The 13,369-nt window shown below is 63.5% G+C and carries 11 protein-coding genes; 5 read left to right on the forward strand and 6 right to left on the reverse strand.

Translation table 11 applies throughout. The features are described 5' to 3' along the window. Nucleotides 1-17: 17 nt before the first annotated feature. Entirely contained in the window at nt 18-1,058 is a 1,041-nt protein-coding gene (gene pstS / locus AC1PPL_RS02715) for a phosphate ABC transporter substrate-binding protein PstS (protein WP_479972552.1), read from the reverse strand. Nucleotides 1,059-1,258: 200 nt separating this feature from the next. On the opposite strand from pstS, the gene AC1PPL_RS02720 reads away from it, so the two are divergent. The 4 genes from AC1PPL_RS02720 (at nt 1,259) to AC1PPL_RS02735 (ending at nt 4,981) form a co-directional block, all read left to right on the forward strand. Next, nucleotides 1,259-1,750 (forward strand): fasciclin domain-containing protein, encoded by a 492-nt coding sequence (locus AC1PPL_RS02720; RefSeq protein ID WP_015913072.1) that lies wholly within the window; start codon nt 1,259-1,261, stop codon nt 1,748-1,750. Between the two features lie 175 nt (nt 1,751-1,925). Then, nucleotides 1,926-2,915, forward strand: a complete 990-nt coding sequence (locus AC1PPL_RS02725) for an ABC transporter substrate-binding protein (RefSeq protein WP_479972553.1) — start codon at nt 1,926-1,928, stop codon at nt 2,913-2,915. An 84-nt stretch (nt 2,916-2,999) separates the two neighbouring features. Next, a complete protein-coding gene (locus tag AC1PPL_RS02730) occupies nt 3,000-4,481 on the forward strand; it encodes a Ppx/GppA phosphatase family protein (protein WP_479972600.1) in 1,482 nt (493 codons plus the stop codon). A gap of 65 nt (nt 4,482-4,546) precedes the next feature. After that, complete coding sequence (locus AC1PPL_RS02735) at nt 4,547-4,981, forward strand: hypothetical protein (RefSeq protein WP_011805582.1); 435 nt, start codon at nt 4,547-4,549, stop codon at nt 4,979-4,981. 51 nt (nt 4,982-5,032) lie between these two features. On the opposite strand, the gene AC1PPL_RS02740 is transcribed toward AC1PPL_RS02735, so the two are convergent. The 3 genes from AC1PPL_RS02740 to AC1PPL_RS02750 all read right to left on the reverse strand — a co-directional run bounded on the left by AC1PPL_RS02740 (nt 5,033) and on the right by AC1PPL_RS02750 (nt 8,618). Then, nucleotides 5,033-5,497, reverse strand: coding sequence for a SixA phosphatase family protein (locus AC1PPL_RS02740; protein ID WP_015913070.1), 465 nt, complete (start codon nt 5,495-5,497; stop codon nt 5,033-5,035). Beyond that, the gene (gene ppk1 / locus AC1PPL_RS02745; protein WP_479972554.1) at nt 5,494-7,665 is read right to left on the reverse strand and encodes a polyphosphate kinase 1; all 2,172 of its coding nucleotides are present in this window, start codon (nt 7,663-7,665) and stop codon (nt 5,494-5,496) included. Before ppk1 ends, AC1PPL_RS02740 begins: the two co-directional genes overlap by 4 nt. A gap of 116 nt (nt 7,666-7,781) precedes the next feature. Further along, nucleotides 7,782-8,618, reverse strand: coding sequence for a GNAT family N-acetyltransferase (locus tag AC1PPL_RS02750; protein ID WP_479972555.1), 837 nt, complete (start codon nt 8,616-8,618; stop codon nt 7,782-7,784). Between the two features lie 231 nt (nt 8,619-8,849). Between AC1PPL_RS02750 and AC1PPL_RS02755 the strand changes: the two genes are divergently transcribed. Continuing rightward, on the forward strand, nt 8,850-11,072 hold the full coding sequence (locus tag AC1PPL_RS02755; protein ID WP_479972556.1) for an EAL domain-containing protein: 2,223 nt from the start codon (nt 8,850-8,852) through the stop codon (nt 11,070-11,072). 67 nt (nt 11,073-11,139) lie between these two features. On the opposite strand, the gene glmM is transcribed toward AC1PPL_RS02755, so the two are convergent. Then, nucleotides 11,140-12,474, reverse strand: coding sequence for a phosphoglucosamine mutase (gene glmM, locus AC1PPL_RS02760; protein ID WP_123676411.1), 1,335 nt, complete (start codon nt 12,472-12,474; stop codon nt 11,140-11,142). A gap of 12 nt (nt 12,475-12,486) precedes the next feature. After that, nucleotides 12,487-13,338 carry a dihydropteroate synthase gene (gene folP, locus AC1PPL_RS02765; RefSeq protein ID WP_479972557.1) on the reverse strand — a complete coding sequence of 284 codons (852 nt, stop codon included), beginning with the start codon at nt 13,336-13,338 and terminating at the stop codon, nt 12,487-12,489. Nucleotides 13,339-13,369 lie beyond the last annotated feature (31 nt).

Consider the following 13,369-nt stretch of genomic DNA (forward strand, 5'->3'; position numbering starts at 1 on the left):
CGGGCCACCGTGTCAGCTTACTTCAGGGCGATGGATTTGCCCGAAGTGTCCTTGATCTCGCCCCACGACTTCATGATCACTGCCTTCACATTTTCCGGCATGGGCACATAGTCCAGATCGGAGGCGGTCTTGTCGCCCGACTTGTATGCCCACTCAAAGAACTTGAGCGAAGTAGTGGCGTCAGCCGGTCGCTCCTGAACCTTGTGCATCAGGATGAACGTGGGATTGGTGATGGGCCAGGTAGCGTCGCCGGGCTGGTTTGTCAGGATCAGGTAGAAGCTCTTGGGCCAAACAGCGCCAGCAGCAGCAGACTTGAAGCCGGTGTCATCAGGAGACGCAAATTTGCCAGCCGCGTTTTGCAGCAGCGTATAGGTCAGCTTGTTTTGCTTGACGTAAGCGTACTCAACATAACCGATGGAATTAGGCAGACGACCCACGAAAGCGGCAACGCCTTCGTTACCCTTACCACCCGCACCCACGGGCCAATTCACTGCCGTACCCTCACCAACCTTGGCTTTCCACTCGGCATTCACCTTGCTGAGATAGTTAGTGAACACAAAAGTCGTACCAGAACCATCGGCACGACGAACAGGGGCAATTGCGGCATCCGGCAGAGGCACAGAAGGATTCAGGGCCTTGATGGCCTCGTCATTCCAGCGGGTGATCTTGCCAAGATAGATGTCACCAAGCACTTGACCGGTGAGCTTGATCTGGCCAGGCTGGATACCCTTGATGTTGACCACCGGCACCACGCCACCAATCACGGTAGGAAACTGAACCAGACCCTTCTTTTCGAGGTCTTCGTCTTTCAAGGGCATGTCAGAAGCGCCAAACGCCACGGTTTTTGCATCGATCTGACGCAGACCGGCGCCCGAGCCGACGGACTGGTAGTTGATCTTGACACCCGTGGCCTTGTTGTAGTCGGCCGCCCACTTGGAATACAGGGGTGCAGGGAAGGTGGCGCCAGCGCCCGTTGCTTCCTGCTGTGCCCAGGCGCCAGAAAACGCGCCCATTGCCACAACACCAGACACCAGAACGCGAATCGCGGAGAGTTTCATGGAAGAGACCTCTTGGTTGAAAAAACTCAATGCCGCGACTCTAGAAGCCGTTTGTGACATCACCGTGACATTCATTCTTGACCGTCATACACCGTCCGCAGCGCTGCCCCACTTCCTTGTCACGGAACTGTCGCACGGGGAACGTACGCTCCCGCCACCGACAACAGTCGGTAACAAACACACCTCTACGGGAGAACCACATGTTCCGTCGCCTGACTCTTCAAACCACCCTGGCCCTCGCGATCGTCGCGACCCTGGGCGCCTGCTCTACCCCCGCGTCTGCCCCTAACACGGTGGGCGGCGTGGTTGCCAAGACCAAGAACCTCAGCACCTTCAACCAATTGGTCGCCGACGCAGGCATGGCAGCCACGCTGAACGGCTCCGGCCCCTACACGGTTTTCGCCCCCAGCGATGCAGCCTTCCAGGCGCTTCCTGCGAAGACGCGTGACGCCCTCAAGAACGACAAGGAACAGCTGAAGGCCGTGCTGAGCTACCACATCGTGCCGGCACACGTCACCGCAAGCGCCAAGGCCGGCAAGCTGAAGACCCTGCAGGGCTCGGACATTGCTCTGGCACGCGCCGCAGACTTTGTGACCGTGGAGGACGCCCTGGTGGAACAGGCCGACCTGAAGGCGGGCAACGGTGTCGTGCACGTGATTGATCGCGTGCTGGTGCCTCCCCGCAAGAAGTAAGCCGTTCCACGCCAACCTGTCCTTCCAGACCATGCATCCTCCCCTTTCTTGCAGCCTGCGATTGCAGCGGCGCGCCCTGTTGAAGGCGGCGGGCGCTGCCTGCGCCATCGGCGCAGCGGCATATGCGCCCGTAGCGCGGGCGCAGGAGCAACGCGCTCTCTCAGTCACACAGATCGTGGATCTGTCGCCACAGAACCAGGACGTCAGCCGTGACTTCCTGATCGGGTCCCGGGCTGCATGGACGGACCTGAACGCTCGTGGCGGCGGCATTCGCGGCCGCTCCGTCCAGCATGTGGTGGTGGAGACCGACGGGTCGGCTGCCGCGGTTCGCACGGCCTGGAAGGCGGCATACGACAACGCCGCGTGTGTGGCATTGTCCGGGTGCGTGGGGGACAGCACGGCGGCCGCCATCGCCACCCTTCAGACGGGCGAGGCCGCACTGGCCCACCTGGCACCGTGGCTCTTGCGGCAATGGAAGGACGACAGCGACACCGTCTTTCCCATCTTTCCCAATTACCGGGCCCAGATGACCCATGCCATCCGCTCTCTCGCGGTCATGGGAGTGCAACAGGCGGGGGCGGTCTACGCCAATGCGACGCTCCAGCAGCAGTTGCAGGGTCTGGTCACCGAAGTGGGCAAGGCCATGGGGTTGCGCATCCAGCCCCTCTCGCCCCAGGAGCAGCGCGGAATTCCCCCTGCCATCGTGCTGTTCATCGGGGGTACTCCGGAGCTTCACGAATATGTAAGACACCTGACCCTGCCCCAGGGCCGGCAATGCTTTGTAGTGGCCCTTGCCGATGCGAATCTGCAGGTGCTGGCGCAGTTGGGTGGCATTCCGCGCGGCATTTCCGTCATCGCCACGCAACCGGTTCCCTTGGTGTCGCACGGCATGTCCATCGTGCGCAACTACCGCGAGGTCATGGCCAAGCTCTACGACGAGCCCCCCTCGCCCCAGGGGCTGGCGGGCTTCATCGCCGCACGGTATACCGCAGAGGTGCTGCAGTCGGTGACCGGACCGGTCACACGCGCCAGCGTTCTCGCCGCGTTGCGTAAACGCGTGGAAATCCAGGTCGGCGGCTACCTGGTGGCCTACGAAGACAGACGCCTGGCCAATACCCACGTCACACAAAGCATGCTCACGGCCGACGGACGCATCGTGGGCTGAGACGTGGCCGCCCTGCAGTCGTTTTCTCCCCGGCGCCGATGCTATGCTGCACCGCTGGAAAACCTGCGCACAGCGTGCATCCCCATGCAAGATGGAATACTGCTGGCAGCCGTGGATCTGGGCTCCAATAGCTTTCGCCTGGAAATCGGCCGCCTCGAACACGGGCAGATCCGCCGTGTCGAATACCTGAAAGAAACCGTTCGCCAGGGCGGCGGCCTCGATGAGGACCGCAACCTCACGCAGGACGCCATGCAGCGTGGCTGGGATTGCCTTGCCCGGTTTGCAGAGCGGCTTGCGGGCTTCCCAGCCCCTCATGTCCGTGCGGTGGCGACGCAAACCTTGCGCGAGGCACGCAACCGGGAAGAATTCATTACCCGAGGAAGCCGGATTCTGGGCTTTCCCATCGACGTCGTATCCGGGCCTGAGGAGGCGCGGCTCATCTACCAGGGCGTGGCAAGACTGCTGCCGCAATCCGACGAAAAGCGCCTGGTCGTGGACATCGGCGGTCGCTCGACGGAATTGATTCTGGGGCAGCAGTTCACGCCAGGTACCGTGGCGTCCTACCGCGTGGGCAGCGTGGCTTGGTCTGCCCGCTACTTCGCTGACGGTTCCTTCACGCGCCACGCTTTCGAAGCCGCTGAGATCGCCGCCAAGGCCGTGCTGGACGAGGCGATGGACAGTTACCGGCGCCAGACGTGGGATGTGGCTTATGGCTCATCAGGCACCGTCGGGGCCGTTGGCTCCATCCTTGCTGCCGCTGGCGGTGAGGAGGGTGTGATCCGCCGGGAGGGCCTCGACTGGCTGCAGGACCAGCTGATGCGTGCACGCCATGTAGACCGCCTGCGATTGGACGGCCTCAAGGACGACCGCAAGGCGGTGATTGGAGGGGGCGTCAGCATCGTGCGTGCGATCTTTGATCTGCTGGATATCGAACGCATGACCGTGGCGCAAGGCGCTCTGCGCCAAGGTGCCCTCTACGATCTTCTGGACCGCGACCAGCCCGAAACGGATTTGCGCTCAGCTACCGTGCGCTCGCTCATGCACCGTTTTACGGTGGACCACGCCCATGCCGAGCGCGTTGCCGAACTGGCCTGCCGCCTGTTCCGTGAGGCTTCCCCGCAAGGCAGCGAACGTGCCGCCCGCAAGCTCGGCTGGGCCGCCTGCCTGCACGAGATCGGGTGCCGCATTTCACACAGCGACTACCACCATCACGGCGCCTACATCCTGGACCATACGGATGCAGCCGGCTTTGCCTTGTCCGAACTGCACCATCTGGGGCTCCTGGTGCTGGGCCACCGGGGGAAGGTGCGCAAGCTGGAAGCCGCGAATCTCGCCGATCCGGTCTTTGCCTTGCAGCTCATGTGCCTGCGCGCAGCAGTGGCCCTGTGCCACGCGCGGCGCCCTCCAGACGTAGAAGGTATCCATCTGCAGGTGGAAGGCCGCCGCTGTACCGTGCAGTCGCGCACCGGCTGGGCAGCGGCCTATCCGCAGTCTGCACACCTGCTGCGGGAAGAATCCGATGCATGGCAAAAAACGCCATGGGAATTCGTGACCGAGCTTTCTTGATGTGATGGCGCCGCAACATAAAACGATATAAACTGTTTATATCGTTTTTCAATCAGGCAAGATATATGGCACGAACTCCCGCTACCGACACAGCAGCCCCGGCCGCGCAGGCCCCGGCTCCAGCTCCGGCAAAAGATCTGGCAACAGAAGCGCCAGCGGCTTCGCCGAAGAGGTCGCCGGCAAAGCCTTCCAAGGCACACGTAAAAGCGCCCCTCAAAGCGGCCACCAAGGCGGCGCCATCTGTGGCCGACAAAGAAAAAGACATGAAGGCCAAGAAGCCCAAGCTGGTGCGCGATAGCTTCACCATCCCGAAGGACGAGTACGCTGTCATCGAAACGCTGAAGGAACGCACGGCCCGCTTGTCGACGCCTGCCAAGAAGAGCGAGTTACTGCGGGCCGGCCTCAAGTTATTGTCGCAACTGGACGATGCCACCCTGCAAAAGGCAATGCAGTCCATACCCGCCATCAAGACCGGGCGCCCTAAGTCGGACAAGAAATAGTCTGCTTTGCAGGGCAGGTTTGAAGATCGCCTGCCCTGTCCTGCGCTCCAGCTACAGGAATTCGGGCGATTGCACCGCAAGCAGGATGGTCTCGCTGGCATCCTGTCGTTGCCGATGGCGCAGCCACCACACGGCTCCCTTGCGGATGGAACATTCATCGGCACGCAAGCCCAAGAGCCGTGCCACGGTTTGCCCCAGCATCGGCTGATGGCCCACTATCAGCACTGCCCCCCGCGAACGCGGCCACTGGGCCAGTTCAAGTAGCTCATCGGGTTGTCCGCCCGGCAACAGTTCTGCACGCAGCTTGTATTTGCGGCCCAGTGCTTTTGCGGTCTGCTCGGTGCGCCGTGCGGGGCTGGCAAGCACGCGCAATCCGTCGGGCAGTTGGCGATCGAGCCACACCGCCATGCGCGCCGCCTGTTTTTCGCCACGCTGCGTCAGCGGCCGGTCCAGGTCGTCTTCGTTCTCACCGGCATTTTCCGCCTCGGCATGGCGCCAAAGTATGAGATCCGTCATGCGCTTTCTTTCCGGGGTACGGGCGCAGCTACGGGGGCGTAGCGCGCCATCAGGGCATTTTGGGCTCCCGCGCCATCCAGCACATGCGGCGCGCGGGAATAACTGCCATCGCTCTCCAGGCTCCACGCATCACGGTTGTCGTGCAGGTAGGCCACAAGGCATTCGTCAATGATGCGCTGGCGCAGCTTTTTGTCCGTCACCGGCCACGCCAGTTCCACGCGGCGCAGCATGTTGCGGTTCATCCAATCGGCGCTGGACAGGTAAAGGTCTTCCCGCGTACCGCTGCGGAAGTAAAACACGCGCGTGTGCTCCAGGAAGCGACCGATGACGGAACGCACCCGGATGTTCTCCGTGGCGCCCGCCACCTGTGCGGGGAGGATGCATGCGCCGCGCACGATGAGGTCCACGCTTGCGCCACGCTGGCCCGCACGGATGAGCGCCTGCACCAATGCCTCATCGGTCAGCGCGTTCATCTTGGCGACGATGCGGCCGCCCTCGCCGCGCTCAGCCGCCAGCCCTGCCTGCTCGATTTGCTCCAACAGGAACGGGTGCAGGTCGAAGGGCGCCATGACCAACTGCTTCAACGGTGGCAGCCGGTTCTGATTGGCCAGATGGTCAAAGACGAGATCCATGTCCGCCGTCAGGTCCGCATCCGCCGTCAGATAGCTTAGATCGGTGTAGAGCCGGGCCGTGCGTGGGTTGTAATTGCCAGTGGACAGGTGCCCGTAGCGCCGCAGGCGCCCTCCTTCGCGGCGCGTCACCAAGAGCATCTTGGCATGGGTCTTCAAGCCCACGACGCCATACACCACCTGCGCGCCGATGGACTCCAGCGCTTCGGCCCAGTTGATGTTGGCCTCCTCGTCAAAGCGTGCCTTCAGTTCCACGACTGCCGTCACCTCCTTGCCGCGACGCACCGCCTCACGCAGGAGCTCCATGAGTTCCGAATCCGAGCCCGTGCGATAGATGGTCTGCTTGATGGCCAGTACCTGCGGATCGTTGACCGCCTCGCGCAGGAATGCCAGCACTCCGTCAAAACTCTCGAACGGCTGGTGGATGAGCAGGTCTCTGCGGCGCAGCTCCGCCATGATGGAGCTGGAGCGCGGCAATTGCACTGGCCATGCCGCGCGCCACGGAGGGAACAGCAAGGCTGGCACATTAATCAGTTCCACCATCTGCACCAACCGCACCAAGTTGACGGGGCCATGCACCCGATACAGCGCCGCGGCAGGCAGAGCGAACTGGGATTGCAGGAATTCGGCCAGAAATCGCGAGCAACTGGAAGAAACCTCCAGGCGCACCGCTTGACCGAAGTGCCGCTGCTGCAGTCCCTGCCGCAGGGCGGTGCGCAGGTTGCGCACGTCTTCCTCATCCACAGCGAGGTCCGAGTGACGGGTGACGCGGAACTGCGAAAATTCGTACACCTCGCGGCCCGGAAACAGGTCCGCCAGGTGCGTGCGGATGATGCTGGAGAGGCTGACGAACTGCATGCCCGTGGGCGCCACATGTGCGGGCAGGCGCATGATGCGCGGCAATACGCGCGGCACTTTGACAATGGCGATCTCGTTTTCACGCCCGAAGGCAGCGCTGCCGCGCAGGCGCACGATGAAGTTCAGCGATTTGTTCGCCACTTGGGGAAATGGGTGCGCCGGATCCAACCCCACCGGAATGAGCAGCGGGCGCACATCGCGCTGGAAATACTCACGCACCCACCGCCGCTGCGCCGCCGTGCGCTCGCCATGCGAGACCATGCGTATGCCCTGCGCGGCAAACGCGGGAATCAGCGAATGGTTGTACAGGGCGTATTGCCGCTCGACCAGATCGTGGGCTTTGCGTGCCAGCGCCTCAAACGAATGCAGGCTGTAGCCTTGCTTGGCTTCACCACCGTCCGCCGCGGCAAGATGGGCAGCGGCACGTACTTCGAAGAACTCATCAAGGTTGGAAGAAACGATGCACAGGTAGCGCAACCGCTCCAGCAGCGGCACGTCTTCCCGCATCGCCCAGTCCAGCACCCGTTCATTGAAAGCGAGAATGCTGTGGTCACGGTCCAGCAACGGCACGGCACGCACCGGAGCGGGCAGAGCGGCGGTGCCCTCCTCCCTTTCCACTTCAACATCCGGCTTCTCCTCGATCTGACGAGAAACAGCGGACGAGGTCACAGGAGAGGACATGGGAGTACACAGAAGAAAGAGTGACCACCAGTATTTGCGATGCCAATGACAAATTCATGACACTGACTTGTTTCTGTCACGCGTATACGGAATCCCCTTCATTCAAGGGGTGTCCGTCAATGCCCCAGGAAGTGCTTGCGATAACGGGGCGGGAGATCCGTCAGGCGCATCAGCATGGGCAGGTCGGCCGTGTTGAAATCCGGGTCCCAGGCAGGCGCTCCCAGAATCTTGGCACCCAGGCGCAAATAGCCCTTGATCAACGCTGGCGGCTCCACATCCATGCTGCTGTCCAGGTGCTCGACAGGCAGCGGCAAGCGGGGCAAGACATGGTATTCGATGGGCGCGAGATGCGTCTGGCGCAATTGGTGCCAGATGCTGGCGGCCACGTCGCCCGTGACAATGCCGCCGTGCAGCATCGGGATGCTGGCGCAGCCGATCATCGTGTCCAGCCGGTTGCGGGCCATGAAGTCCGCCAGTGCGCCCCACAGCGCAAGAATGACGCCGCCATGGCGATGGTCGGGGTGAACGCAACTGCGGCCCAGTTCCACCATGCGCTCACGCAGGCCGCGCAGGCGCGTCAGGTCGAACTCGGTATCGCTATACGTGCTGCCCACGCGCTGGGCCTGCGCAGGCGTCAAGACCCGGTAGGTGCCGATCACTTGCCGCGACTGCATGTCGCGCACCAGCAGATGCTCACAGTAGTCGTCAAAGAGGTCCACATCATGGCCGGGCAGCGCGGTCTGCAGACGTGCGCCCATTTCCGAAGCGAAGACATCGAATCTCAACCGCTGCGCTTGACGGACTTCATCGAGATGCCGCGCCCAGGCCACCTCCACACCGCCGTGCGGCGCTGCACCGTGGCCCACACCTTCCGCGCTGCGTGGGCGGTGAAGTGACCCCCTGGGAAGGGTCACGGGGCTCAAGGGCATGGTGGGGTTCGGCAAGTCGCTCATTGGGCACTCCTGATGTCGCAAGGACCACGCGTGCCTGCCCGAAGATGCCGGAGCACCGCATTCCTTGGACATGACTGTGCATACGGCCCGTGACGGCGCGGTGTCGCCTTCGTGGCGACTTTGTGTCATGGGACTAACCCTGCCAAAAAGAGATGGCCGAAAACGCCCCGCCGCGAATACAATTTGCTACAAATCAGGATTTCCAACGTCACCATCTTCGGACTGCTGTCCATGTCGCATCCGTCCACCGCCCTGGCGCAGGACCCAGGGCAGGTTTCTCCCGGGGCGATGCAGCGCGTCCTGCGCGAACAGCAGACCTTGCTGGACAGCGCGGGCGTCGGGATCGTGTTCATTCGCAACCGCGCTTTGGTGCGGTGCAACCAGCGCTGCGCCGAGATCTTCGGGCTACCCTCGCCCGAAGACGCGATTGGCCGAAGCAGCGAAGCCCTGCACCCAAGCCGGGGAGCGTTCCGCGAACTCGGCCGCGCCGCTTATCCGACCCTCGCGCGCGGTCAGGCGTATCGCACGGAGCGCCAGCTGAAACGCTGCGACGGCCAACTGTTCTGGGCGCACCTCACCGGGCGATTGATCAACCCCCGGGACAGCCGCGAAGGGTCCATCTGGATCATCGACGACATCGACGAGCAAAAGCGTGCTCAGGCGCAGTTGCAGGCGGCCTTGTGGGAAAAGCAGGTGCTGTTCGACAGTGCCATGGTGGGCATCGTCTTCCTGCAAGAGCGGCGCATGACACGGTGCAACCGCCATTTCGAGCAGATCCTGGGGTACGGCCCGGGCGAACTGGCAGGGTCCTTGTCGCGGCGGTGGTATTTGAGCGACGAAGACTGGCACGAGGCGGGGGTGCGCTGCTATGCGCCGCTGGTGCAGGGACAGTCCTTCGAAGGCCAGATGGTCTTGCGCACCCGCGATGGGCGCGCTATTGAATGTGAGGTACGCAGCAAGGCCGTCGATCCGTCGAATGTCGCGCAGGGCTCCATCTGGATCGTGATGGATGTGAGCGAGCGATTGCGCATTCAGAGGCAGCTCGCGGGCATGCATGGCGAACTGGAGCAGCAAGTGCGCGACCGCACGCGCGAGTTGCAGGAGACAGTGGGCAACCTGCACCGCGAGATCCAGGACCGTCAACGCGACCAGGAACGTATCTACTGGATGGCGCACTACGACGCGCTCACCGAACTGCCCAACCGCGTCCTTCTGGCCGAGCGCGGTCAGGACGCGATCCGCCACGCGCAAGAGTCCGGTGCGCCCCTGGCCGTGATGTTCCTGGACTTGGACAACTTCAAGCACGTGAACGACTCGCTGGGCCATCGCATCGGCGATGCACTGTTGGTGGAAATCGCACAGCGCCTGCGCACCACGGTGCGGCAAAGGGACACCGTGGCGCGCCTAGGGGGTGACGAGTTCGTGCTCCTGCTACCCGGCGCCAACGCGCAAGGCGCCGCGCGGGTGGCGGCCAAGATGCAGGAAGCAGCCCTGCAGCCCGTGCACATCCAGCACCATGAATTGTCGCTGGCCCTGTCCATGGGGATTGCGCTCTTTCCTGAGCATGGGAGCGATTTCGAGACCCTGATCCAGTCGGCCGATACCGCGATGTACCGCGCCAAGGCGGACGGACGCAACAGCTTCCGGTTCTTCACGCCCACGATGCAGGCGCAGTCGGCCCGAGCGCTGCAGTTGACCAACGCGCTGCGGCGGGCTTTGGAGCGCAACCAGTTGTCGCTGCATTACCAACCCCAGGTGTCCATAGCGACGGGCAGGGTCTGCGGCGTGGAGGCGCTGCTGCGCTGGCATCACCCAGAACTGGGCGCGGTATCGCCGGCAGAATTCATTCCGGTGGCAGAAGACACTGGGCAAATCCTGCCCATTGGCGAGTGGGTGCTGCGCACGGCGCTGGCGCAGTTGCGCACCTGGCATAGTCAGGGACTTCCGGCCCTGACGATGGCAGTGAATCTGTCCGCCGTGCAGTTCCGCCAGCCGCAGTTGCTGGAGCTGGTGGACCGGCTCCTCGCCGAGTACGGAGTGCAGCCCCACCTGCTGGAGCTGGAGCTGACCGAGAACGTGGCCGTCGCGGACCCCCACGCCGCGATCGCGACGATGGACCAGCTCCACGCCAAAGGCGTGCGCCTGTCGATGGATGACTTTGGTACCGGCTATTCGTCGCTGAGCCATCTCAAGCGATTCCAGATCTACCGGCTGAAGATCGACCAGTCCTTCGTGCGCGACCTGGACCATGACGGCAACGACCGCGCCATCGTCAGCGCCATCATCCGCATGGCGCAGGCGCTGGGCATGCGCACCACGGCCGAGGGGGTAGAAACCGCCCATCAACTGACGTTCCTGCGCGAACAGGGCTGTGATGAAGCCCAGGGTTTCTATTTCAGCCGGCCCCTGGGGGCCCCGCATCTGCAACAGTATCTGCTGCAGCGCCCTGCCTGAATGAACACTCAAAAGTGCCTGTAGCGCCCGTCTATCAAGCGCAAGCAGCTACAGCAACAATAGCAAATCAGCCCGCACGCGCCGCGTCTGCCATGCGTTGTGCGCAGCGGTTCGCCTGCTCGGCCTCACGTGCCTCCACCATCACGCGCAACAGTGGCTCCGTGCCGCTGGCGCGTACCAGCACGCGGCCATGGGCGCCCAGTTCAGCCTCTGCGTCGCGGATGGCATCCGCGAGCACAGGGTTGGTTTTCCAGTCCTGTCCCGGGTTCAAGCGTACGTTGAGCAACACCTGGGGAAACAACGGCACGTCCGCGAGCAGCTGTGCCAGCGTTTTGCCGCTGCGCACGCACGCCTGCAACACCTGCAACGCGCTGATCAGGCCATCGCCCGTGGTGTGCCGGTCCAGCGCGAGCAGGTGGCCCGAGCCCTCCCCGCCCAACAGCCAATGCTGGCGCTGGAGTTCTTCCAGCACATAGCGGTCCCCTACCTTGGCGCGCATGAATTTCACGCCGCGCCGCTGCAGAGCCTCTTCCACGGCCATGTTGGTCATCAAGGTGCCGACTACGCCGGGCACATGCTCGTCGCGCGCCAGCCGGGCGGCGACCATCACGTAGAGCAGTTCGTCACCGTTGAAAAGCCGCCCCGCCGCATCCACCATTTGCACGCGGTCCGCGTCGCCATCCAGCGCAATGCCGTAGTCAGCATGGTTGGCACGCACGGCCCGCACCAGCGCGTCCGGATGCGTGGCGCCCACTTGATGGTTGATGTTGAGTCCATCGGGCGCGCACCCGATCGCCAGGACCTCGGCCCCCAGTTCATGAAACACCTTGGGCGCGATGTGATAAGCCGCGCCATGTGCGGCATCCACGACGATCTTCAGGCCCCGCAGCGTGAGGTCGTTGGCAAAAGTGCTCTTGCAGAATTCGATGTAACGGCCGGCGGCGTCATCCAGCCGTCGCGTCTTGCCCAGCGATGCGGAATCGGCCCACACGGGCGGTTGCTCCAGGGCGGCTTCCACCTCTTCTTCCCATGCGTCGGGCAGCTTGGTGCCTTGCGCACTGAAGAACTTGATGCCGTTGTCGGGGTATGGATTGTGGCTGGCGCTGATGACCACACCCAGGCTCGCACGCTGGGCACGCGTGAGGTAGGCCACGCCCGGCGTGGGCAGCGGCCCCAGCAGCACGACATCCACACCCGCCGAGTTGAAGCCCGATTCCAGCGCGCTTTCCAGCATGTAGCCGGAGATGCGCGTGTCCTTGCCGATGAGCACCGTGGGACGCTCCTGCGTGCGGCGCAGCACACGCCCTACCGCATGTGCCAAGCGCAGCGCGAAGTCGGGGGTGATGGGCGACTGCCCCACCGTGCCGCGGATGCCATCGGTGCCGAAATACTTGCGGGTCATGAAATTCCTTGATTACTGGGAAATGGCGGCGCCGGTGTCCTGCTGCCGCATCGCGCTCCACACCGCCAGCGCCGCCACGGTGTCGCGTACGTCATGCACACGCACCACCCGCGCACCGCGCTCCACGGCAAGCACGGCCGCGGCAACGCTAGGCGCCATGCGTTCGTGCACAGGCAGGCCAGTGACGGAACCGATGGACGATTTGCGCGACCAGCCGGCCAGCAACGGGTAGCCCAAGGCCAGGAGCTCGGGCTGGCGGGCCAGCAGGGCGAAATTCTGCTCGACTGTCTTGCCGAACCCAATGCCATAGTCGAGCACGATGCGGGCCTTTTCCACGCCCAGCGCTTGCAGTTCCTGCGCGGAGCGCTCCAAAAAATAGAGCACTGACGGCACCACATCTTCCTCCATGGGCGTGGCCTGCATGGTCTGCGGGTCCCGGTGCATATGCATCAGGCACACGCCGCAGCGCGGATGGGCGGCGACGATCCCGGCCGCCCCTGGCTGGCGCAACGCCCAGATGTCGTTGACGATGTCCGCCCCCAGGTCCAGCACCGCCTGCATGACCTCGGGCTTGTAGGTGTCGACCGAGACTGGCACCCCCAGGCGCACCGCCTCCGCCACCAGCGGCACGACGCGCGCCAGCTCTTGCTCCAGCGGCACCGCCGGGCTACCCGGGCGCGTGGATTCGCCGCCGATGTCCAGGATATCCGCGCCATCCTTGATCAGCTGCTCGCAGTGCCGCAACGCTCCCCGCGTATCGACATGCCGGCCGCCGTCTGAGAAGGAATCTGGGGTGACGTTGACGATCCCCATGACCTGGGGACGCGTGAGGTTCACGTCGAAACGTGTGGTTTGCCAGCGCATGTGTGAGTGAGTGCGAGCCGTGAAATACAGA

Source organism: Diaphorobacter sp. B2A2W2 (genome assembly GCF_056730635.1).

Coding starts and splice junctions, on each gene's coding strand:
- pstS (WP_479972552.1), bottom strand. CDS start 1,058: ATGAAACTCTCCGCGATTCGCGTTCTGGTGTCTGGTGTTGTGGCAATG.
- AC1PPL_RS02720 (WP_015913072.1), top strand. CDS start 1,259: ATGTTCCGTCGCCTGACTCTTCAAACCACCCTGGCCCTCGCGATCGTC.
- AC1PPL_RS02730 (WP_479972600.1), top strand. CDS start 3,000: ATGCAAGATGGAATACTGCTGGCAGCCGTGGATCTGGGCTCCAATAGC.
- AC1PPL_RS02735 (WP_011805582.1), top strand. CDS start 4,547: ATGGCACGAACTCCCGCTACCGACACAGCAGCCCCGGCCGCGCAGGCC.
- AC1PPL_RS02740 (WP_015913070.1), bottom strand. CDS start 5,497: ATGACGGATCTCATACTTTGGCGCCATGCCGAGGCGGAAAATGCCGGT.
- ppk1 (WP_479972554.1), bottom strand. CDS start 7,665: ATGTCCTCTCCTGTGACCTCGTCCGCTGTTTCTCGTCAGATCGAGGAG.
- AC1PPL_RS02750 (WP_479972555.1), bottom strand. CDS start 8,618: ATGAGCGACTTGCCGAACCCCACCATGCCCTTGAGCCCCGTGACCCTT.
- AC1PPL_RS02755 (WP_479972556.1), top strand. CDS start 8,850: ATGTCGCATCCGTCCACCGCCCTGGCGCAGGACCCAGGGCAGGTTTCT.
- glmM (WP_123676411.1), bottom strand. CDS start 12,474: ATGACCCGCAAGTATTTCGGCACCGATGGCATCCGCGGCACGGTGGGG.
- folP (WP_479972557.1), bottom strand. CDS start 13,338: ATGCGCTGGCAAACCACACGTTTCGACGTGAACCTCACGCGTCCCCAG.